Below are 20,724 nucleotides of genomic sequence, written 5' to 3' on the forward strand. Positions count from 1 at the left end.
CGAGGCCGAAATGGCCGCTTAACTTAACACTTATGCCGTGGAACGGGGCAGGCAGAATGACATTAGTTTTTTGTCATCCTGGGCGGAGTCGAAGGATCTGCTTGTGCCAGATTGCTTCGGGACTGCGTCCCTCGCAATGACACTATTGCTTCTCCGTTGCGAAATTACGTCTGTGCTTGAGTCAGGGTGTGGAACGGGGTCAATTTTGAACTTTGAAGGTCTGGTTTTGTGGTTCAAAATTCTCTTGACACAAACCTAGCTAATCTTTATATTGTGGCCTGTTAGAAGTGTACAGGTTGTCAAAAACGCGGGAGTGAACCCGAATAAGGAGGTGTAAGTATGGCACTCAAGATCAATGAAGAGTGCACTGCCTGCGATGTTTGCAGAGACGAATGTCCGAACGATGCGATCACTGAGGGGGATCCGATTTATATAATCGATCCTAACCTCTGTACTGAATGTATTGGAGCACACGATGAGGCTCAGTGTTCGAGCGTCTGCCCAATGGACTGTTGCATACCGGATCCGGATAAGGAGGAGACAAAGGAAGAACTTCTTGAGAAGTACGAGAGGCTCCATCCTAAAGCATAGTTTCTTTTTGTCCCCATTTTTCCGGCATCAGTGCCCTGCAGATGACCAGGTTGCAGGGAAAACCGTGCTTCTGTTCAGGATGCGAGGTATTGAGCGAACTCAACCTTTCCGAGTCTGCCGAGACCTCAAGGCTCAGCAGACTTCTGGAAACTTTGCGAAGATTGAGAAGCGGGGACGTCCTGACTGCCTCGCTGGGGAAGGATGCTGACCCCGATTTCCTTATCGCCGAGGCTCGGAAAAGATCCAATAAATGGGATTTTCAGAAACACAGATTGGGTGATGACTCCTGGCTTCTACATGCCAAGCTGAGCAGGAAGGGGACCTAGCCGTGCGCAGATCTGCAACCGACGACAAACCCATCATTTTTGGGAGCGAGAGCGAAGTCCCAATCACAGCTATTTCCTTGGCTACAACCCTCTTCAACAAGACCGGCAGCTGGAAAAACATCGAGCCTTACTACTCGGACAAGATGCCTCCGTGCAATAATATGTGTCCTTCGGGTGAAGACATTGTTATGCAACTCTCACTCATAAAACAGGGAAGATTCAAGGAAGCAGTGGACCTGCTCAAGAGCGAGAACCCACTGCCTGCAATATGTGGCAGAGTGTGCCCCCATTTCTGTGAGCAGGAGTGCAACAGAGAGTCCCTTGGAGAGAGCATAGCGATACGAGCCATAGAAAGGTTTCTGGGAGACTATGCTCTCGAGAAGGGGTGGAGGCCCAGAAAGCAGAACAAGAGCGGCAAGAAAGTGGCAGTGGTGGGCTCCGGCCCCGGCGGGCTCTCCTGCGCCCATTTCCTTGGGAGATACGGTCACAGGGTGACAGTGTTCGAAGCGCTGTCCAAGCCAGGTGGAATGATGCGGGTAGGGATACCTTCCTACAGGCTCCCCAGAGATGTCCTTGACGCGGAGATCGGACAGATTGAGTCTTCAGGTGTCCGAATTGAGTGCGGTGCACGGCTCGGGGAAAGCCTTTCGTGGAAGGATCTTTCAAAGTTCGATGCCGTCTGTCTGGCGACCGGTTTCCACAGGAGCAGGGCTCTGGGCATTCCTGGGGAGGACTTTGATGGGGTCCTGTCAGGCGTTGACCTGCTCCGTAAACTGAACGCCGGCAAGAGAGTGAAACTTGGCAAGAGAGTCGGGATAATAGGTGGCGGAAATACCGCGGTGGATGTTGCCAGATCAGTACTAAGACTGGGAAAATCACCGATTGTCCTTTACAGGAGAACGCGGCGGGAAATGCCAGCCATTGTTGAAGAGATTGACGACGCAATCGAGGAAGGGGTTGAGCTCCATTTTCTCGTCTCTCCCATAAGGGTCATTGCCAGGGCTGGCAAGGTGAGCCGCGTTGAGTGCTTGAGGATGAGGCTTGGGCCTCCTGATGGAAGCGGGAGGCGAAGGCCGATTCCCATAAAGGGGAGCGAATTCAAGGTGAAGGTGGACAATCTTGTCGCGGCGATCGGGGAGGTCGCGGACACATCCTTCATGCCCGAGTCGATAAAGAAAAATGGGAAAGTGATAGTCGACAAATACGGATCGACTCCGGTGAAGCCGGTCTTTGCTTGCGGTGATGTGGCCACTGGTGAAGGCACCGTGACTCATGCCATAGGTTCAGGGAAGTTCGCTGCCGTAGCTATTGACAGGTTCTTGAGAGGATCGAAGAAGGGAATCCGGCCCGGGACGATCAGATTGTCCGGCAGGCAGTACAGCGACTACGTAACGAGATTCGAGGACTTGAACATCGACTACCTGGAAGAGATTGAAAGGCCTTCTCAACCGAAGATACCTCTTTCTGAGAGGAAAAAGGGATTCAAAGAGGTGAATCAAGGGCCTGACAGCTCGACCGTTGTTAAGGAGGCGGATAGATGTTTCAGTTGCGGGACATGCAACTACTGCGAAAATTGCTTGATATATTGTCCGGATCTCGCGGTCCGGTGGAAACGAGGTAAAAAGGCGCTGTGGTTCAGCTACGACTATTGCAAGGGTTGTGGAATCTGTTCCACAGAGTGCCCGAGGGATGCAATAGAGATGAGAGAAGTTTCGAAAGCGGATTCAGGGGGGCAATAAGACATGTCGGTAATACTTTTGTCTGTACTTGTTCTTGGTGGCCTGGCTCTTTTGCTCAGCGGCGGTCTTGCCTACGCTTCAAAAAAATTCGCGGTCTATGTGGACCCGAGAATTGAAGAAATCGCTGAGAACCTTCCGGGCGCGAACTGCGGCGCATGTGGATATCCTGGTTGCAATGGATATGCTGAAGCCGTGGCCAAGGCGGGGGTTGAGCCTACTCTTTGTACCCCTGGCGGAGCCGAGACTGCGAAAATGATCGCAAAAGTAATGGGTGTTGAGGCTGGAGAGGTTCTTCCCAGGGTTGCTGTGCTTCAGTGCGGAGGGGGGAAGCGTGAGGCAGAGTTCAGGTTCGAATACGAGGGTATCAATGACTGCACCGCTGCTTTGCTGGTGGGAAACGGCGCCAAAGGATGCGTCTACGGATGTGTTGGTCTGGGCTCGTGCGCGGAGGCCTGCCCGTATGATGCCATGGCCATGAGTGATAATCGCCTTCCCGTCGTTTTCGAGGAGAAGTGTACAGCCTGTGGAATCTGTGTATCCACGTGCCCCAGAGGTTTGTTGGCTCTGGTTGATCGCGATGTGAAAGTATATCTTGGCTGCATGTCCAGGGACAGAGGGCCGAAGGTGAAGAAAGTCTGTTCGGTCGGCTGTATCGGGTGCACTGTCTGTGCGAAGAAAGGTCCAGAAGGCATAGAGATGGATGGCTGGCTGCCAAAAATGGACTCGCAGAAGATCAAGGAGTGGCCGGAAGCCAACAAGATCTGTCCGACAAAGAGTTTTGTTCTACGATAGGTTCACACAAGGTGAGATAGTCCCTTCCAGACCAGCCAAACAGACCACCTGGAGTAGTAAATGAAGCTATTGCTCAATTCAGAAGGACTCTCATCACGGTTCGTCAGAGAAGTTGAGTGTGTCACGGGCCACAGTGCTTGGAAAAGCTACCAGTGTGGTAACTGCACGGCAGGACGTCCTTCAAATGTTGGGGAACTTGCCGGGTTCAACCGCAAGCAGATTTGCGCCGAAATAAATTTGAGTTAGTTGGGAACCTAGAATAACTGTGTTCGTCTGTAACTCTAGTGTACACATGCTGGTGCTGATCTGGCCGGGACCTTAAGAATGAAATACGAGCCGAACGTACGCATGATAAAGCTTCCGTGCACGGGAAAGCCAAACGTATTGTTCATTCTTAAGGCATTTGAGAGAAGCGCGGATGGAGTGTTAGTCTCTGGATGTCATCCCGGAGACTGCCACTACGCCGCAGTTGACTACAACGCAAGAAGGAGGTCTGCGATCTTCAAGAAAATATTGAGCTTTAGCGAGGTGGATCCCCGCAGATTGCAGGTTGCATGGGTTTCGGCGTCGGAGGGTGCTAAGTGGGTTGATGTCGTGAACGATGCAGCCGGTCAGGTGCGCGATATCGGCCTTATCAATTCGAACCAGCCAGCGGAGACTGGCAATGATGAGGAGGAAGGTTCTCATGGTTAGAACTTTTGCAGTTGTTTTGATAGTCCTTTTCTGCTCCGTAGGGTACGCGAGTACGCAGTCGTGCGAGGGCATGAAGGGTGGTCCTGGGGCGTCCAAAATGATGATGATGGGTAAAGGCGGAGACATGATGTGCGGCCCCGGAATGGGCTTCGGCATGATGATGTGTGGGGGCAGACATAAGTGTGCCGGGGGCTTCATAGGAATGAAGGATGAGCTCGGCCTGACCGATGCCCAGGTGAAGAAACTGAAGTCAATGAAGATGAACCAGGAGAAAAAGGCGATCGATGATAGGGCTGAGATTCAGAAAATGGAGCTTGAACTTCACGGGCTAATGGGTGAAGATGAGATCGACATCAAGGCTGTGGATCGTATGATTGACAAGATTGCCGCTCAGAAGGCGAAGATACAAAAGGCCTGCATCCGTGGTATGGTTGATGCCAAAAAGGTCCTGACCTCCGAACAGAGGAAGAAGCTGAAGGGGATGAAGGGTGCTGGCATGAAGAAGCGCATAGAGCACAAGGTAATTATCAAGGATGAGTGAAGAGCTTCGCAAGATAGCCAAGGATCTTTTGAAAAGCGAAAAAGTGGGGGTGGTCATAGGGTATGCCTTTACGAAGGCAGATCCCAAAAGGACCACCCCCATATTCGTTACGGACACCAGGGATACTGACAAGCTTGTTTTCAATCCCCTTTGTCTGAACAATTTGACAGTCTACCTTACGAAGAAGAAGCCTGAGATTCAGGAGGTAGGGAGACCAGCCGTTGTTGCTAAGGGATGCGATGTCAGGTCAATTCTCGGTCTCATAAAAGAGTTCCAATTTAAGAGAGAGGACGTGGTCATAATCGGGGTAGGATGCGAAGGTGTGGTCAAAGACTTCAGCCACTGGACTGGCAAGCTGACCAGAGAGAACATGGCTTCAAAGTGCTTATATTGCAGGGTGAGGGTCCCAACCACCTATGACTACCTTGTGGGAGAAGAGGTACCGTCCATTGAAGAACAAGACCCTTTCAAAGATGTGAAAGAGCTCCTCTCAAAATCTGTTGAGGAGCGGGAGAAATTCTGGAAGAATCAGTTTGAAAAATGTATACGCTGCTATGCGTGCAGGCAGGTATGCCCCTTCTGTTATTGCCACAGATGCATCAGCGACAAGACGATGCCTCGGTGGATCGAATCCAGCGCACATGAGAGAGGAAACTTTGCCTGGAATATAATAAGGGCGATGCATCTGGCAGGCAGGTGCGTAGGGTGCGGGGAGTGCAGTCGAGTGTGCCCAGCCGAAATCCCCTTGGACCTTCTAAATAGAGAGATCGAGAGGGAGATGAAGGAGAAGTTTGAATACACTGCGGGCATGGACACGGAGACTCCTCCGCCGTTGAGAACCTACTCTGAGAAAGATGACGACTCGTGGATACGATGAGTATCAGTCACTATTTTCGAAGGGAGTCTGATTGGCGAAACTCCTGAAAATAGAATCACCCGAAAGCGTGGTGGAGAAGCTCACGTCCTTGGAAAAGAGGGTGATAGCTCCCGTTAGAGACGGCAAGTTACATCGATTCCTTCCTGTGAAGAGGAAAGAGGAGGTTGATTTCGGGTACTTCCAGGCCGAAGGTTCCATGAAGGGTTTCTTCTTTCCTGCTACTGAGGGGATTCTCAAGTTTTCCACTGGGACCAAAATGCCGCAGGTGGAAGAACATGAGATAGAGTTTCCAGAGACTTTCGTTGTAGGCTGTCGTCCATGTGATGCCGCTGCTCTTCCTATCCAGGACAAGGTCTTTGAGTGGGACTACGTGGATGAATTCTATAAGGCGAGAAGAGATTCAACGACCATAGTGAGCCTAGCCTGTACATGTGCGGACAACAACTGTTTCTGCACCTCCATGGGGCTTGCCCCTGACTCGCCCGAGGGGAGCGACATTCTGATGGTGAAGACGGAAGAGGGCTTCCTGGCAGAGGTCTTGACCAAAAAGGGGGAGAAGCTTGCCTCGCTTCTCGATTTGAAGGAGAAGGGAAGTAGTGAAGATAGGAGAAGGTCAGCGGTGAGTGCCAGCAAGCTCATCACCAGAAAGTTCAAGTCCGAAGGGGTACCCGGATGGCTGGAGTCCAACTTCGAGGATCCTCTCTGGGAGAAAATGTGCACCAAGTGTATAGGCTGTGCCGCGTGCACGTTCGTGTGTCCCACCTGCCATTGTTTTGACATTGTGGATGAGCCAGTGGGCACATCTGGTGAACGGAGGAAAAACTGGGATGCGTGCACTCTCTGGCATTTCACCGCTCACGCGTCCGGATACAATCCTCGGGATATGCAACATAAGAGGTACAGGCAGAGAATAATGCACAAATTTGACTACTACCCGGACAAGTTCGGCAAATTCTTGTGCACAGGGTGTGGCAGATGCATTCGTGTCTGTCCTGTGTCCTTGGATCTGGCTGAAGTGCTGGAGGAGATTTCTTCGAGGATTTAAGAGATGTCCATCTATTCCCCGGATCTACTTAAGGTGAGCGAGGTTCTACCTGAGACATCTGAGATCATCACTCTCGTGATGGACTTTCAGGATGGATCTCTCGCAAAAAGGTTCTCATTCAAGCCAGGTCAGTTTGGCCTTTTTGGCGCATTCGGAGAAGGAGAGTGTGCGCTTGCCATTGCCTCTTCGCCTTTCACCAAGGGGCAAATTGCCTGCTCCATCAAGAAGATAGGGAAGGTCACGAGTTCTCTGACGAGCACCAATGTCGGCGATATCATAGGATTCAGAGGGCCATACGGGAATTGGTTCCCCCTGGATGAGATGAAGGGCAAGAAAGTATTCTTCATTGCGGGGGGCATAGGATTCTCTGCAATAAGGTCGAGTCTTCTATCGGTTCTTGAAAACAGAAACGACTACAAGAAGGTTGTCCTCCTGTACGGAGCCCGCTCTATTGATGAGTTGGTCTATAAACGAGAGCTGGCAGAATACGAAAAGAGCAGCAAGATTGACTTGATCAAAACCGTGGACCCAGGCGGAGAGAGCAAAGACTGGGATGGGAAGGTTGGGTTTGTCCCCAGTGTACTGGAAGAACTGGCGCCCAAACCCGAAAACTCGGTAGCGATTGTGTGCGGGCCTCCCATTATGATCAAGATCACCGTTGCCGTCCTTGTCCAACATGGTTTCAAGAGAAAGGATATTTACACCACTCTTGAAAACAGGATGAAGTGTGGACTTGGCAAATGCGGCAGATGCAACATTGGGAAGGTCTATGTGTGCAAGGACGGTCCTGTCTTCACCGCAGCCGAGATAGCAGAATTCCCACCAGATTACTAATTACTCTGTACAGAGAAGGACTCTGCAGAGAGAAGGGCAGAGTACGAATTGCAACGTACGAAGTTACACACAAACAGTACCTTGTACTTTGCTCTTTGTACGTTGTACTTCGGGAACATGTTTTTGCCGCAAAATACTTGACAAGATTGGTCAGTTAAGGCATATTATGCTGTTCACCTAGCCAGGGAGGTTGGTAGTGTATAGTGATAAGGTTATGGACCACTTTCAGCACCCCAGAAATGTCGGTGAGATCGGTGATGCCGACGGTGTGGGTGAAGTGGGGAACCCTGTCTGTGGGGACCTGATGAAAGTGTTCATAAAAGTGAAGGATGACGTTATCAGAGATGTGAAGGTCTTGACTTTCGGCTGTGCGGCAGCCATAGCAACCAGCTCCATGGCAACAGAGATGATCAAGGGCAAAACGGTCCAAGAGGCCCTCGCCCTGACTAACAAGGCCGTGGCAGAGGCGCTCGAGGGACTTCCCCCTATCAAGATGCACTGCTCTGTTCTTGCCGAGCAGGGGATAAAGGCTGCCATCGAGGATTACCAGAAAAAACAGCAGGAAAAAGATAAGTCTTAGTCAAGGAAGGTGGTGGCATGATGGCTGTAATGGATGTTGGTGACGGCGATTTCGAGGAGAAAGTTATGAAGTCGGAGAAGCCTGTCCTGGTCGATTTTTGGGCCCCCTGGTGTACGCCGTGCAGGATGGTTGGACCTATTGTTGAAGAGTTGTCCAACATGTTCGAAGGTCAGGCAAGTTTTGCGAAAGTGAACGTTGATGAGGCGCCGAGTGTAGCTGCGCGCTTCGGGGTAAGGAGCATTCCCACCATTATGATATTCAAATCCGGGGAGTGCGTGGAAACGATAGTGGGAGCATGTCCAAAGGAGTATTTCCAGAACAAGGTGGAGAACGCGATTGGAAAAAAGGACGAAGAGAAAGGGGAATGAAGTGATCACTAAGGACGAGGTATTGAAAGCTTTGAGCGAAGTGATGGATCCGGAGCTCGGTGTGAGTCTTGTGGATTTGGGTCTGATATATGATGTGACTGTTGAGGATGACAAGGTAGATGTGAAGATGACTCTGACCGCTCCTGGATGTCCCCTCCACTCAGTCATGAGGGAGAATGCGCAGAACAGAATTTCTCAAATCGATGGTGTTAAGGAGGCGAATGTCCAGGTGGTTTGGGATCCGCCGTGGAAGCCAGAGATGATGTCAGAGGCGGCAAAGAAGCACCTGGGTCTCGTGAAGTGAGGATTTCTTCTAGATCAAGGTACGGTTTGAGAGCCATGGTTGAGCTCTCCAAAACGCATGGCAAGGGGCCTGTCAGTGCGAGGACCATATCTGACAGAGAGGGCATACCCATGTCATATCTTGAGCACCTCCTTGGAAAACTGAGAGAGGCTGGTCTCATCAAGTCTGTCAGGGGCCCTGGAGGCGGTTTTGAACTCGCCAGGACTCCTGGTGATATCAGCCTGCTGAGCATCATTAGTGCGCTCGACGGGCCGGTCGTGCTGTGTGACTGTTTTGAGGAATCTTCCATGAAACTGCCTTGCAACCGGTTGGATTCCTGCCTGGCCAGGGTACTCTGGGAGAAGCTGAGTGATAGGATAGAAGAGGTGCTGGAAACCACCACCCTGGCCCACGTTGTCTAATAGGGATAGGAAACTGAGACAGATCCACACAGAGGTGCTCTAAAAGAGATGAGTGGTGGCGTGAGAGCTGTTGGTCTTCTTTCAGGTGGTCTCGATAGCACTCTGGCAGCCAGAATCATGAAGGAGCAAGGTGTTGAGGTGGATGCCGTTAACTTCTACACCGGATTCTGTATCGTTGAGCACAGAAGAAAGATGGGCAGAAGCGGGCGAAGGGGAAGAAATGAGGCCCTGAGGGCAGGAGCAGACATTGAGGTTAGCGTGGACATAGTTGACATATTTGATGAGTATCTATCCGTGGTTGCCCATCCAAGGTTCGGATACGGATCTGCAATCAATCCGTGCATAGACTGCAGGATACTCATGCTGAAGAATGCAAGACTCAGAATGGAATCGACTGGCGCGAAGTTCGTGTTTACGGGCGAGGTTCTTGGCCAGCGCCCGATGTCTCAACACAAAAATCAACTCAGACTGATTGAAAAGGAAAGCGGACTCGAGGGTCTGCTTCTCCGTCCCCTTTCTGCAAAGCTGCTTCCACCAACGCTTCCGGAAACAGAAGGATGGGTGGATAGAGAAATGCTCTATGGGATAAGTGGAAGAGGTCGGAAGGAGCAGTTTGTACTTGCCGAACAGTACGGAATAGTGGACTACCCACAGCCTGCTGGGGGGTGCTGTTTCCTGACTGATAAGAACTATGCAGCAAAACTGAAAGACCTTTACGCACATAAGGGGAAGGACTCTGTGTCCAAAGAAGATGTCATTCTACTAAAAGTGGGCAGACACTTCAGGATTTCAGAGGCAGCGAAGGTGATAGTCGGTAGAGATGAAGGTGAGAACAACTTTCTAGAGAGTTATGTGGACAATAGATGGGTATTTATGGCTCTGGATTTCGAAGGACCCTTGACTCTTGTGGAAGGAGATATGTCCGCAGACGAGAAAAGGAGTGTGGCTGCGATTACTGCGAGGTACAGCGACGGGAAGAATCAGAACGTGGTTAGAGTAGAATGGCGGTATGGTGGTGAGTCTGGTGTGTTAGAAGTTGAACCAGCAGGTAATGAAATCGATAGTCTCAGAGTATAATCGTGGAGTAGTGTGTTACGGTTTGACAACCACCATGGGGGTCATGAATGTTCCTGAGGTCTCCACATACTTGGGTAATGAATCAGAAGGGAACGTGAACCTTTTTATCCAAGTCATGGATGAGGCCGAATTGGCGGGAAGGAGCTGGAGTTGAAGGCAGATCACGCGGTAGACACATTGGGTCTTCTCTGCCCCATGCCGATTGTCAAGACCGCGGAGAAGATGAAGAAGATGAAACCTGGAGAGGTTCTGAAGATTGTGTCCGACGATCCAGGTGTAAAAGAAGATATGCCGGCCTGGTGCAAATCGACCGGTAATGAACTCGTTGGTATTGAGGAGTCGGACGGAGAGTATAAGGTCTACATAAAAAAGGCCACCTGATAACGAAGTACGAATTACTGATTACGAAAGCCCTACCCTCACTCTCTTCACTCGTCAACTTCAGAACCCTTAGACTCCTTGAACAACTTTTTGCCATACCCTTCAATCGTTGAACATTTGAACCTCTTGAACAACCCATAGCAATAAGCTTAAGCCTTTTAGCTCCTTGAACAACTTATCTCCCATAAACTTGAATCGTTGAACGTACGATGGCCCTTCGTTTTGTCTTCGTAATTTGTACTTTGTACTTGGTGACGGGATGAGAGTGGGGAATGGATGGTTTCTTATTGCACCTTATTGCATATAATGTATTATGTGTTGATGACAAGCCAAGAGAATGACTTATGGTTAACTCGCAGACTATTTGTAAGGGCCTCAGACCGCTTGTGAGGGGGGAGGTGTTCTGTGATAATCTGCACAGGACACTTTATAGCTCTGCTGCTTGCATTTACGAGATAGAACCAGCGGCGGTTGTCTATCCGAAAGACAAACATGATGTTGCTGCTGTCATGGGATACTGCTACAGACATGGCATTCCAGTCACCCCCCGCGGAGCTGGGTCGGGGCTGGCCGGCCAGAGCGTTGGTGAAGGAATTATCATCGATCTGTCCAGGCACATGAACCACGTCCTGAAGGTGAATGAAGACGACTGGATGGTTCGAGTTCAGCCGGGCGTGGTCTTGTCGAACCTCAACAAGACTCTGAAGCCCAGGGGTAGGTTCTTTCCACCCGACCCATCGAGTAGTGACTACTGCACAATAGGGGGTATGATTGCCAACAATTCGAGCGGGTCTCATAGCCTGAAGTACGGGGCGACCAAGGACTATGTGGCTTCTCTGGAAGTGGTCCTCTGTAATGGGGAAATCGTAGAGATCACTTCCCTTGCCTGGGATTCACCCGAGCTGGGAGTCATCAAGAGCAAAGAAACCCAGGAGGGTGCGATATATACCTCCATGTTAGGGCTCCTGTGGCGCAACAAGGAGCTCATAGAAGAGTACTCCCCGAAGGTGGAGAAGAACTCCAGCGGATACAATTTGAAGGAGGCTTTTGTAAATGGAATCCTGGATCTTACCAAAGTGGTTGTAGGATCCGAAGGCACCCTTGGAGTGGTCACCGAAGCGACTCTGAGAATTGTTGATTTGCCTGAAGACAGCTGTGTTCTTCTTCTCTTCTTCGATGATCTCCGCAAGATAGGCGAAGCTGTCACGGAGGCGAGACAGTTTCAACCAGCTAGCATCGAGCTTATGGACAGAACTTTTTTGGGCGCGGCCAAAGAGTTGGTGCCCGACCTCGAAGATCTGATTCCTCAGGATACGGAAGCCATTCTCCTGGTAGAATTTGAGGGGGAAGATGCCAGCATAGAAGCGAAGGGTATCGACCTCAGGGGACGTGTGGTAGACGAGATTGGTCTCGGCACAGGTGGCGTGCTGGCACACGATAAGGGACAGATGGAAAAACTCTGGAGACTGAGAAAGGCCGCCGTCCCCATGGTTATGAAGAGTACAGGAAGGCGAAGGCCGATACCTTTCATCGAGGACGTTGTTGTTCCTCCGCAGCGGCTGCCGGACTTTCTTAACGGTCTCCATGCAATTCTTGAGAACTACGCAGTTGATTCAGCGGCATACGGTCATGCAGGCGAAGGGAACATACACGTGCGTCCACTTCTCGATCTGAGTCGTCAAAAGGACATAGAAAAGATGGAAGCTGTGGCAGGAGAGGTGTACAGTCTGGTCAGAGGACTGGAAGGGTCCCCTTCTGGCGAACATGGAGATGGGCTTGTCCGCGCACCATTCCTGAAGGATTTCAGTGGCCCCCTCTATGAACTATTCTTCTGGACAAAAAGGATTTTCGATCCAAAGGGGATTCTGAATCCAGGCAAAAAGATTTGTGATAAGGATTCGATCTCCGAAGATTTGAGGTTCGGAGCGTCCTATGAAAATGTTGCTACAGGAACCGGTTTTGATGACAAGAATCTGATAGAGCAGATTGAGAGGTGTCACGGGTGCGGAATGTGCAGGTCTGCGGTGGATACAACGATGTGTCCGGTCTACAAAGCGCTTGGCGATGAGAAATACACCCCGAGGGCTAAAGCTAACTTGCTCCGGGCCTTGGTGAGGGGCAGGCTGAAACCCGACGAGCTGATTGGTGATCCTCAGTTCAGAGAACTGATAGGCATGTGCTACCAGTGCAGGATGTGCCTGAGCGAGTGCCCCACAGAGGTGAATATGCCTCTCCTGACGAGGCTCGCAAAGGCAGAGATTGTCAAAAGGCATGGAATGCCTCTCTCTGACAGGATGTTCTGCAATTTTGAAAGCGTCGGTCGCCTGGCTTCGCGTTCAGCCCTGGTGTCCAACTTCTTGATGAGAATTGTCCCGATGAGAGCGGTGGTTGAGTGGCTGTCTGGGCTGAGCAGGGCGCGCGACATGCCGCCATTTAACAAGGGGCAGTTCAAGCTGAAGAAGAAATCTTCACTGCTGCGTGGGAGGACGGTTGTGGTCTACTTCCCGGGGTGTTTTGTGAACTTCATGGATGCCAGACTTGGTCAAAGCCTGTCCAATCTTTTGGAACGCGCAGATATGGAACTAGTAGTTCCAGACCTATCCTGCTGCGGGATACCCAGCCTTTCTCTGGGAGACCTGGATGGAGCACGAAAGAGGGCTGAAGGGAATATCAGGGTCCTTCTGCCATTTGCCTCAAAGGGAATACCAATAGTGGCAACGTGTCCGAGCTGCGCGCTTGCTCTGAAAAAAGAGTACATCGAGCTTCTGGGAACAGAAGAAGCTCAGGTGGTTGCCGGAATGGTGCGCGATGCGACCGCCTTCGTACTGGACCTTGTCGCGCACGGCGAGCTCAGAGCTAAGGCCCTGAAGGCTCTTCCTCGTACGGTCTATCATGCGCCATGCCACCTGAAAGCTCTTGGTCTTGAAGAAGATTCCATAGGGCAAATAGCAGAAAGACTTTCACTCAGACTTGGCCAGATTGAAGATAGCTGTTGCGGCACAGGAGGCACGTTTGGATTCAAGCGCCGTCACTTTGACATTTCACAGCAAATAGGCTTACCGTTGTTCGAGAGCATAAAGAGTTCTGACGCATCAGTCGTGATCACCGAGTGCCCCACATGCAAAATTCAGATAAGTCAGGGAACAGGTCTTGATGTGATTCATCCTATTGAACTGCTGGAGGTTGCCTGTGCAGATGGCCAGCCAGCCAATCAAAACGGAATGTCAGCTATTGACGCACAGGAAAGCATATGAATCCTCTTGACGCACTCTTTTCTTCTCTTTAGAATTCTGTTGTCTAAGGGTGTAGTGATGAAAGATTTTGAGACATTTGAGCACAAAGCGGACATGGGGATAAGGGGGTATGGCCAGACTGCTGAGGAGGCTTTTGAGAACGGTGCGAAAGCCCTGTTTTCAGTCATGGTTGATATTGGATCCGTGGAGGGCAAAGAGAGACGTGATATTGACTGTTCCGCTGATGACCTGGAGACACTCTTTGTGGAGTGGCTAAATTCCCTCCTCTCAGTCGCAGACTCAGAAGGCCTCGTCTTTTCCAGGTTTGATGTAAAGATTGATGGGGGAAACCTGACAGGTTGGGCCATGGGTGAAGAACTCAAATATGAGAAGCATAAACCAGTTGTAGAGGTCAAAGCCGCAACCTACCATATGCTTAAAGTAGAGAAGACGAATGACAGGTTCGTAGCTCAGTGTGTGGTTGACGTATAGGAGGTCCCTATGAAAAAGTCCAGCCTCAAGAGAATAGATGAGTACGAATGGGAGATTCCCAGAACTGACGATATGAATGTTCCATGTCGTGTATTTGCCACTGAAGAATTGATCGAAGAGATGGACGAAAAGGTACGAGAACAGCTTACCAATGTGGCCTGCCTGCCTGGGATTCAAACAGCATCCCTGGGCATGCCTGACGCACATTGGGGCTACGGTTTCCCAATTGGTGGGGTTGCGGCCTTCGATCCTGATGAAGAAGGAATAATATCAATGGGAGGCGTGGGTTTTGATATCGCCTGTGGAGTGAGAACTCTCAAAACTGGACTTACCAGGGAAGAGGTAGAACCGAAAGTGAGAGAGTTAGTTGACTCTCTGTTCAGAACTGTACCGGCAGGTCTGGGTTCAACTGGTGAGATAAAACTGAAAGGCTATGAGATAGACGAGGTGTTGCGTGGAGGTGCGGTCTGGGCCGTGGACAGAGGCTACGGGATAAAGGAGGACCTCGAATACACAGAGGAGAGAGGAATGATGCAGGGCGCCGATCCTGGAAATGTCTCTGACCATGCCAAGAAGAGAGAAGCCAAGCAGGTGGGCACGCTCGGCTCAGGTAATCACTATCTCGAAGTCCAGTATGTGTGCGAGGTTTACGACAGAGTTGCAGCTGAGGTAATGGGAGTCGAGGAGAATGACATTCTGGTGGCGATCCATTGTGGCTCTAGAGGTCTTGGGCACCAGATAGGTACAGACTACTTGAAAAACCTGGGTTCGGCAGCCTCCAGATACGGAATCAACCTGAAAGACAGAGAACTGGCCAGCGCGCCCATAAAATCGAAAGAGGGACAGAAGTACCTGACCGCCATGTACGCAGGAATAAACTGCGCACTGGCAAACCGGCAGGTGATCGGTCACATGGTGAGGCAAGTATTCGACAAGGTTCTTCCGCAGGCAACTGTGGAAATGATCTACGATGTAAGCCACAATACCTGCAAGGTTGAAGAACATCTTGTTAATGGAAAGAAGAAGAAGTTGTATGTGCACCGAAAGGGAGCCACCAGAGCATTTGGACCCGGAAGGCCAGAGATACCGAAGAAATATGCAGAAATAGGACAGCCCGTACTCATCGGAGGCACTATGGGGACATGCTCATTCATAATGGTCGGCACTGAGTCAGGAACTGAGAGAGCATTCGGTTCTGCCTGTCACGGTGCTGGCAGGGCAATGTCCAGGAAGAAAGCTAAGGGGATCTGGAGAGGAGACAAGTTGGTGAAGGAGCTTGAGCACAACGGAATACTGATCAGAGCCCATTCATATCCAGGCGTGGCAGAGGAGGCCCCTGGGGCATACAAAGATGTGGTTAAGGTGGTGGATGCTGTCCACAAAGCAGACTTGGCCAGGAAAGTGGCTATGCTCAAGCCGCTTGGATGTATTAAAGGCTGATACACATGGTAGGAAGTACAAAGTACAAAGTGAAAACTACGAAGTACAAGAAAACAGAGTACGAAGCGAGGAGGGTGATGTGGCTGTTGTAGAGGTTACTGTGCTGCCGATTGGGACCACAGATGTCTCACTCAGTCGGCACGTCGCTGCCGCTCTGAAGCCGCTGGAGCAGAGCGGGCTCAAGTATGAGCTAGGCAGCATGGGAACAAGCATCGAAGGACCTCTCGAAGAGATATTGAAGGTCGTGATGCAGATGCATGAAACTCCATTCCAGGCAGGTCATAAGAGAGTTCTGACCACAATCTTAATAGACGACAGGCGAGACAGAGACATTTCCATAGAAGGAAAGAAGAAATCTGTCATGGAGAAGAGGTAGGATTTGAAGAAGTTGGTCCTTTATCTGCAAGAACTGAGAGCACCGTTCTTTACCGCTTCCGTCGTACCCGTAATACTCGGTGCGTCGGTGGCCTGGTACCACTCAGCCCAATTCCACTGGGGGCTCTTTTTTCTGACTCTCGCCGGGGGCGTGCTTCTACATGCTGGAACGAATGTCATAAACGATTTTTTTGACCACAAAAGCGGGGATGATGAGGCCAATGTTGACTATGTCAGGCCTTTCACGGGCGGGAGTCGCATGATCCAGAAAGGGCTGCTCACCCCGAAGCAGGTCCTGTGGGAATCTATATTCGCGTACCTGGGTGCGGCTGCGATCGGGGTTGTCCTGGTCATACACAGAGGTTATCCCATACTCATTCTGGGTGCTATAGGAATGCTCTGTGGATACTCCTATACGGGACCACCTCTCCTGCTCGCGTCCAGAGGTGTTGGTGAACTGGTGGTTGGTGTGAACTTCGGCATACTGATGAGCATAGGTTCTTATTATGTCCAGACAGGAAGATTCGCTCTCGAACCAGCCCTGGCAGCAGGTCCGATCGCATTTCTCATTCTTCTAGTTCTGTTCATAAATCAATTTCAGGATGTGAAGGCTGATTCTCTGACAGGAAAAAGAACTCTGGTCGTGAGACTGGGTACAAAGAGAAGCTCCCGGTTGTATCTGGCCATAATCTCTCTCACCTATCTGTGGATTCTCGTTTTTGTCTGGTTCAGATTGATGAGCCCCTTTGCGATCCTGGCTCTCCTGTCAGTTCCGATCGCAGCAAAGGCGACATCAGTAGCCCTGGTGAATTATGATAAGCCGAAGTTGCTTGTACCAGCCAACGCCGGCACAATTATGCTCCATCTCTCCGTCGGCCTGCTTATTTCGCTCGCCTATGTCCTGGAGGGCATCTTCAGTTGATGTAGGATTGAAGAAGCTCTATATTTGGAGACTTCCTCAATTTCTTAAGTGCGGCCTCTTTGGTCTGCCTTATCCGTTCTCTTGACAATCCGAACATCTTTCCAATCGCATCCAGGGTGTGGGGTTGCTCACCCTCAAGCCCGTAGTAGAGTCTCAGTATCTTTGCTTCCCTCGCTTTCAGGTGCTCAAATGCTCGTGCGAGGTCGCTTCTGAGAAAGCTTCCAGTGAGGCTTTCCTCGGGGCCGGGATAGGCGCTCGATTTAAGGAAGGCTGACAATGGGTCTCCATCACCGTGCTCGCCAGAGACCGCGTCTATAGACAGGTCTGTTTTAGCCATCTCAATCGCCCTTTCGACATCCTTGGCCTTGAGACCCAGCTCGTGTCCGAGTTCTTCGGACGTCGGCTCTCTCCCGTTGAGTGTTCTCATCCTGTCAGAGGTCTTGTTTATCGTCTTGATTCTATCAGTCACATTAGTCGGCAGTCGCATGACCCGGCTGTATTCAGAGATTGCCCTGAGGATTGACTGCTTTATGAACCAGATGGCGTAAGATATGAAACGTACGCCCTTCCGTTCGTCGAATCTTGCGGCAGCCCTGATGAGCCCAACGTTTCCCTCATTTACAAGGTCCAGAAGGGAATGCTGGGGACTGTAGTAAGCCTTAGCGACACTGACCACGAAACGAAGATTGGCCGCAACCAGTCTGTGTCTTGCGTCTTCATCACCCAGCCTCGCTCTTCTGGCCAGATCTTTCTCCTCCATCTTGGAGAGCAAGGGCACTTGGCCCATCTCGTCAAGGTAGTCGTTGAGAAGCCTCTGGTCTTCGGGGTCAGAGTCTCTTGGGAAGGTCCTTCTCGCGGGGAGTGCTGCAGCCTTCATCTCTTCCTTTCCTACTGCGAGTGATAACGATTACCCTTACTAAGATACATATAAATCCCTGTTTGTCAAGCCCCTCTTTTGAGTGCAGGGTTTGCAGTTATTTTGAGGAAGAGGGTCTTGGGAGATAGAATGGACTTCAGGGTTGAGGCAGGAGTTGCCTGGCCCCTTTTCTCCACTTGATTCTTTTTCTTGTGGTATTAGCTCCTCCACCATTGTCGATGATTTGTGGCTATGTCATAAGAGCCTCATACATCGGACAGTCAATGTTCAGATCGATGACAGCAAGCGGCGTGTTGGTCAGATTGCAATGATGTGGTTTCTTGCTGCCAGGATGGGCATTCTCCTGGAAGTTGCCGCAGGAGAAACACATCCTTGCGACTTCAATGATTCCGGACCTCTGGAGGGACCTTATCAGTTCCATCAAAAACGTCATCACCGTGATCTTGGCGTCAGGTGGAAAGTCCTTGATCTGCTCGGTGATCGCGCTCTGCCAGTTTGACAGCTTTTTCGCCAATCTCCTGCCAGATGGGGTGAGTTTTAGCGTGTGCGAGCGGCCATCCTCGGCAGATGGTTCTCTGAGGAGGAAGCCCTTCAGAACAAGGGATTTTACCGCATCGCTCACCGTCGCCTGAGTAAGGCCAAATTCTCTGGCAAGCTGGCTCACCCTGCACTGTCTTTTGAGATGGTTCAACAGACAGAGTAGAAGCTGGATTTGGATGGGGCTTAGCCCTTTTGCAGCAAGACCCTCTTTCTTCGCTGCATCCCACAACAGGTTCTTGGATACTAAGGAGAGCCTTTCCAGCGCAGCAGCAATCTTCTTTTCCACGTTCCCCCGCTGTCTCGTCAAACTTCGAGTCAGCTTCATTTTGTTCGTCGAGGCTGATTTGGGCACGTGTCGCTTAGGGTTGCTGGTCATGTCTTTCCCATCTAGTTAGGAATCCTAACTAGATTATGACCCGGTCAGCATTTCTTGTCAAGAAAAAAATGAGGATTCTTGCAGACCATCTCATGTGTGGAGAGGACGCCCGCAGGCAAATGAGATGCAGGCTGAGCCAGACTCTACTTGACATGTCTTGCACTTACAGTATCATGATAATCAGAATTGTTGTCAACGACTTCTGGACCCGGGGGTTTTCGGTGCAGCGTGCAAGGGACCGCACAATCAGAATGACCAAACAGAGGACGGCTGTGCTCTCAGTGCTAAGGTCAACGGGCGAACACCCGCCGGCAGATTGGGTCTACTCACAGGTGAGAAGAATCCTTCCCAGGATCAGCCTGGGGACGGTGTACAGAAACCTGTCAGAAATGAGAGATGCTGGCTTGGTCTTGCAACTTGACTTCGGTGAAGGTGCCTCCAGATTCGATTTCAGAACTGATCCCCATTATCACATATTCTGTCTGAAGTGTGGGAAGGTGGAAGATGTCATGATTCCCTTCAGGAGGACCGTAGAAAAGGCAGCATCAAAGGCAACTGGGTACAAAATTCTTTCCCATACCATCCAATTCAAGGGAATCTGCTCGAGTTGCATGGCAGGCTCTTGATCCTTTCTGCGCTGTGCTTGCAGTGGGAAATCTTAGCATCCCCAATTCCTTGACCTGGTACTGGCTTTGTGATATACAGGTAGCTACCAGGTATTCTATGGTTGTTCACTCTGAACACAGGAGGAAACGTGTCTAAGACAGATGAGAATTTGAAAGCCGCGTTTGCTGGTGAAAGCCAGGCGAACAGAAAATATCTAGCCTTTGCCAAAAAGGCCGAGGAAGATGGGAAGCCCCAGGTGGCAAAACTGTTTAGAGCAACTGCTGCCGCGGAGACCGTGCACGCACACAATCACCTTAGGGTAATGGGTGGAGTAAAATCCACCAAGGAAAACCTGTTTGAGGCAATTGCTGGGGAATCCTATGAATTCAAGAAGATGTATCCGGAGTTTCTGGAAAAGGCACAGGAGGAGAAAAACACTCAGGCGACGATCACTTTTGGGGGAGCCAACAAGGTAGAGGAGATTCACCACAGCCTTTATGAGAAGGCTCTGTCTGCAGTTGAAAAAGGAGAAGACCTTTCCTCAGGGCAGATCTGGGTCTGTCAAATATGTGGTAACACAGTGGAAGGCACCCCACCCGAAAAGTGTCCCATCTGCGGCGCCCCCAGAGAGAAGTTCGTGGAAATAGATGGTGCACCGAGTGCGGACAAAAGTGTGATTTGCTAGGTACGAATCACGAAGGACGAAGGACGAACGAAATAGGTCCCTATGTCCAGCATAAACTCCGGCGAAGGACGCAGTTGAAGGATCTACTTCCTGTAAACTGCAAACTCCAAACTGCAAACTGCAAAGAACCCCCGACTTTCCCCTGCCTTGAGAGAGCCCGTGAAACGGGCGGCCGTGGGACGGCCCAGGCGGGAGGGAGAAAGGGGAGGGTGAGTCAAGAAAGGACGAAGTACGAGATCTTCGGTCTTAGCTCTGCGATCTAAGATATGAAGGTGCAGGCCGGCCCGGGGCGTTCCACGGTTCCTGCTATGGTCGGCGGGGGTGGCTTCTTCGAGGTCCCCATGTCCATTGTCCCTTATTGTCATTCTGGAGGAGTCAAAAAGGCCCGGCTTTTCCAGGGAAAAGATGAGGCATTTCCGGTCCTTCGTCGGCCCGAGCCGACGGAGGAGAAATATGCCGACGAAGAATCTGCTTTTGCAACGCTTATCGCTAATGCCTATACAGCTAAACCCCAAAAGCAGATCCTTCGCTTTCGCTCAGGATGAGAAATTAACGTTTGTCATTCTGGAGTCAAAAAGGCCCGGCTTTTCCAGAGAAAAGACGAGGCATTTTTGATCCTTCGTCGGCGT

24 protein-coding genes are annotated in these 20,724 nt (G+C 50.8%); 22 read left to right on the top strand and 2 right to left on the bottom strand.

The window, feature by feature from the left end:
* Positions 1–339 precede the first annotated feature (339 nt).
* The 20 genes from E3J62_05820 (at position 340) to menA (ending at position 17,011) form a co-directional block, all read left to right on the top strand.
* Complete coding sequence (locus E3J62_05820) at positions 340–591, top strand: YfhL family 4Fe-4S dicluster ferredoxin (GenBank protein TET45923.1); 252 nt, start codon at positions 340–342, stop codon at positions 589–591.
* 89 nt (positions 592–680) lie between these two features.
* Positions 681–917, top strand: coding sequence for a hypothetical protein (locus tag E3J62_05825; GenBank protein ID TET45924.1), 237 nt, complete (start codon positions 681–683; stop codon positions 915–917).
* Positions 878–2,656: a glutamate synthase gene (locus E3J62_05830; GenBank protein TET45925.1), complete on the top strand. Its 1,779-nt coding sequence runs from the start codon at positions 878–880 to the stop codon at positions 2,654–2,656. Before E3J62_05825 ends, E3J62_05830 begins: the two co-directional genes overlap by 40 nt.
* A 3-nt stretch (positions 2,657–2,659) precedes the next feature.
* Entirely contained in the window at positions 2,660–3,448 is a 789-nt protein-coding gene (locus E3J62_05835; GenBank protein ID TET45926.1) for an RnfABCDGE type electron transport complex subunit B, read from the top strand.
* Between the two features lie 324 nt (positions 3,449–3,772).
* The gene (locus E3J62_05840; protein TET45927.1) at positions 3,773–4,141 is read left to right on the top strand and encodes a hydrogenase iron-sulfur subunit; all 369 of its coding nucleotides are present in this window, start codon (positions 3,773–3,775) and stop codon (positions 4,139–4,141) included.
* Positions 4,050–4,682 carry a periplasmic heavy metal sensor gene (locus tag E3J62_05845; protein TET45928.1) on the top strand — a complete coding sequence of 211 codons (633 nt, stop codon included), beginning with the start codon at positions 4,050–4,052 and terminating at the stop codon, positions 4,680–4,682. The genes E3J62_05840 and E3J62_05845 overlap by 92 nt, the downstream gene beginning before the upstream one ends.
* Positions 4,675–5,559, top strand: a complete 885-nt coding sequence (locus tag E3J62_05850) for a Fe-S oxidoreductase (GenBank protein TET45929.1) — start codon at positions 4,675–4,677, stop codon at positions 5,557–5,559. Before E3J62_05845 ends, E3J62_05850 begins: the two co-directional genes overlap by 8 nt.
* A 31-nt stretch (positions 5,560–5,590) precedes the next feature.
* On the top strand, positions 5,591–6,604 hold the full coding sequence (locus E3J62_05855) for a heterodisulfide reductase subunit A (GenBank protein TET45930.1): 1,014 nt from the start codon (positions 5,591–5,593) through the stop codon (positions 6,602–6,604).
* Positions 6,605–6,607: 3 nt separating this feature from the next.
* The gene (locus E3J62_05860; GenBank protein TET45931.1) at positions 6,608–7,438 is read left to right on the top strand and encodes a heterodisulfide reductase subunit F; all 831 of its coding nucleotides are present in this window, start codon (positions 6,608–6,610) and stop codon (positions 7,436–7,438) included.
* Positions 7,439–7,634: 196 nt separating this feature from the next.
* A complete protein-coding gene (nifU, locus tag E3J62_05865; GenBank protein TET45932.1) occupies positions 7,635–8,018 on the top strand; it encodes a Fe-S cluster assembly scaffold protein NifU in 384 nt (127 codons plus the stop codon).
* A 17-nt stretch (positions 8,019–8,035) separates the two neighbouring features.
* The gene (trxA, locus tag E3J62_05870) at positions 8,036–8,386 is read left to right on the top strand and encodes a thioredoxin (GenBank protein TET45933.1); all 351 of its coding nucleotides are present in this window, start codon (positions 8,036–8,038) and stop codon (positions 8,384–8,386) included.
* Position 8,387: 1 nt separating this feature from the next.
* Complete coding sequence (locus E3J62_05875) at positions 8,388–8,690, top strand: DUF59 domain-containing protein (protein ID TET45946.1); 303 nt, start codon at positions 8,388–8,390, stop codon at positions 8,688–8,690.
* The gene (locus tag E3J62_05880; protein TET45934.1) at positions 8,633–9,091 is read left to right on the top strand and encodes an Rrf2 family transcriptional regulator; all 459 of its coding nucleotides are present in this window, start codon (positions 8,633–8,635) and stop codon (positions 9,089–9,091) included. The genes E3J62_05875 and E3J62_05880 overlap by 58 nt, the downstream gene beginning before the upstream one ends.
* Positions 9,092–9,139: 48 nt before the next feature.
* Positions 9,140–10,168 (top strand): thiamine biosynthesis protein, encoded by a 1,029-nt coding sequence (locus E3J62_05885; protein ID TET45935.1) that lies wholly within the window; start codon positions 9,140–9,142, stop codon positions 10,166–10,168.
* A gap of 150 nt (positions 10,169–10,318) precedes the next feature.
* A complete protein-coding gene (locus E3J62_05890; protein TET45936.1) occupies positions 10,319–10,549 on the top strand; it encodes a sulfurtransferase TusA family protein in 231 nt (76 codons plus the stop codon).
* A gap of 344 nt (positions 10,550–10,893) precedes the next feature.
* Entirely contained in the window at positions 10,894–13,803 is a 2,910-nt protein-coding gene (locus E3J62_05895) for an anaerobic glycerol-3-phosphate dehydrogenase subunit C (protein ID TET45937.1), read from the top strand.
* A gap of 57 nt (positions 13,804–13,860) precedes the next feature.
* Positions 13,861–14,274, top strand: a complete 414-nt coding sequence (locus E3J62_05900) for an archease (GenBank protein ID TET45938.1) — start codon at positions 13,861–13,863, stop codon at positions 14,272–14,274.
* A gap of 9 nt (positions 14,275–14,283) precedes the next feature.
* Positions 14,284–15,714, top strand: a complete 1,431-nt coding sequence (locus E3J62_05905; protein ID TET45939.1) for an RtcB family protein — start codon at positions 14,284–14,286, stop codon at positions 15,712–15,714.
* A gap of 79 nt (positions 15,715–15,793) precedes the next feature.
* Positions 15,794–16,090: an MTH1187 family thiamine-binding protein gene (locus tag E3J62_05910; GenBank protein TET45940.1), complete on the top strand. Its 297-nt coding sequence runs from the start codon at positions 15,794–15,796 to the stop codon at positions 16,088–16,090.
* A 3-nt stretch (positions 16,091–16,093) separates the two neighbouring features.
* Entirely contained in the window at positions 16,094–17,011 is a 918-nt protein-coding gene (gene menA / locus E3J62_05915; GenBank protein ID TET45941.1) for a 1,4-dihydroxy-2-naphthoate octaprenyltransferase, read from the top strand.
* Here the strand turns inward: menA and E3J62_05920 are convergent.
* Both E3J62_05920 and E3J62_05925 read right to left on the bottom strand, forming a co-directional pair.
* Positions 17,004–17,888: an RNA polymerase sigma factor RpoD/SigA gene (locus tag E3J62_05920; GenBank protein TET45942.1), complete on the bottom strand. Its 885-nt coding sequence runs from the start codon at positions 17,886–17,888 to the stop codon at positions 17,004–17,006. The two genes, menA and E3J62_05920, sit on opposite strands and share 8 nt — an antisense overlap.
* Before the next feature lie 229 nt (positions 17,889–18,117).
* Positions 18,118–18,804 (bottom strand): MarR family transcriptional regulator, encoded by a 687-nt coding sequence (locus E3J62_05925; protein TET45943.1) that lies wholly within the window; start codon positions 18,802–18,804, stop codon positions 18,118–18,120.
* Positions 18,805–18,839: 35 nt separating this feature from the next.
* On the opposite strand from E3J62_05925, the gene E3J62_05930 reads away from it, so the two are divergent.
* Positions 18,840–19,430, top strand: coding sequence for a transcriptional repressor (locus E3J62_05930; protein TET45944.1), 591 nt, complete (start codon positions 18,840–18,842; stop codon positions 19,428–19,430).
* Positions 19,431–19,558: 128 nt separating this feature from the next.
* The gene (locus tag E3J62_05935) at positions 19,559–20,095 is read left to right on the top strand and encodes a rubrerythrin family protein (protein ID TET45945.1); all 537 of its coding nucleotides are present in this window, start codon (positions 19,559–19,561) and stop codon (positions 20,093–20,095) included.
* The last annotated feature ends 629 nt before the right edge of the window (positions 20,096–20,724 follow it).

It is taken from the genome of candidate division TA06 bacterium, assembly GCA_004376575.1.
Taxonomy (GTDB): Bacteria; Hydrothermota; DG-26; order E44-bin18; family E44-bin18; genus E44-bin18.